At 29.6% G+C, this 1411-nt stretch carries 1 protein-coding gene and 1 pseudogene; both read right to left on the reverse strand.

Annotated elements, in window-relative coordinates; all coding sequences use genetic code 11:
• Positions 1-490: 490 nt before the first annotated feature.
• On the reverse strand, positions 491-799 hold the full coding sequence (locus A3I1_RS07920) for a hypothetical protein (RefSeq protein WP_018370107.1): 309 nt from the start codon (positions 797-799) through the stop codon (positions 491-493).
• A gap of 10 nt (positions 800-809) precedes the next feature.
• Positions 810-1411: pseudogene (locus A3I1_RS08510) on the reverse strand (hypothetical protein); the annotation flags it as partial.

Here is a 1411-nt window from a genome sequence, read left to right on the forward strand (position 1 = left end):
ATTATGACGCCAAATTTTACCATTAGGTTCCATTTGTTCATATTGACTAACTTCTTCCCATGTTATTTTACTACGTGCCATATAAAATCTCCTTCCTTAATACCAACGTTTTTCATTACTGCTTCTAGAACGCCACCTGGATCAGTCTGTCCAGCTGGTATCCAATGACTGTTAGCTCCTTTTTCATTCCCTGTCGGAATTGAAAGCTCTCTTTTACCCATAACATCTGGGGTAACATCAAGACGATAAACGGGGCCATCACCAAAATAGTTTTCGTCAAATCCGAGAACTTTCTCATATGCTCTGTTATCTGTTCCAGAAATCTTTTAAATGGTATCTGAAGCTGATTTTTATATTATATATATTTTTTAATATTTATTAAAGAATATTATTTAGTTTTCAAGATACAATATAGTATTCTAAACATTAAAAATTACTATATAATTTAGAAAAAAATCACTTAAATAAAAAATTTCAACAATATATTTAATTAACTATATTGTTTTAGAATTCTGTAAAGCTCATCTTTTAAATGAGTCAATTCCTTATTCTTCTCCAATCTCTCCTCTTCATTCTCACTCCAATAATAATAATCAGTTAGTCCTCCATGTAAGGGAAATAAGTTATTAATGATATCAGAAGCATTAATATTAGCAAAATCAAAATTTTGGTTTAAATTTATTTTTTCTAATAACCATAATAAAATATCATATTGCAGTAAAATAGTATTTCTTTTGTTATTTGTAATAGTGTTTAATAATTTCTCAATAATTTTTTTTAATAAAATTGTATCATCCATATAATCACCTTCATTCAATTGACCAATTATTTAATATCTTAATATCTTTAATATTCCAAGGTTCCCTCACAAGTATTTGTTGCTTATTTAATCCACCTTGATAAATTCCTCCTTGTGGACCTACAGGACCAAAATAAATAGTTGTTCCTGCTGGAATTTCAATAGAATATACGGTATTAATTGGAGAGGTACCAGTTAGTACTCCATTGTTATCAATCCACTGCGGTTTAATAGCATTATCAATTCTAGCACTTATTGAAGAACTTGGGGGGGTTAATGTAAACCATTGTCCCAAAGGATTAGAAGAATCTCCAACTCTATATAATACAGTAGGCTTATCCAAAGTAACACTATTATACCTACCGCCATAAAAATTTCTATTCATTTCACCAGGTAAATCATTTAGAGGTCCAGGGTCAGTGTAGATACTATATTCATAGTCGTAAACATCACTATATTTAGAAATTAATTCCTCAGAATTATTAATATTTAATTTTTGGTTTCTAACATCCAATGTAATATCATTCAAACTAAACTTACTCGCCGCATATGAGCCTGAAAAACCACCAACAATCGAGCCTAAAAATTCTGAAATTTTAGCATCATCTTCAG

It is taken from the genome of Streptococcus marimammalium DSM 18627, assembly GCF_000380045.1.
GTDB lineage: Bacteria > Bacillota > Bacilli > Lactobacillales > Streptococcaceae > Streptococcus > Streptococcus marimammalium.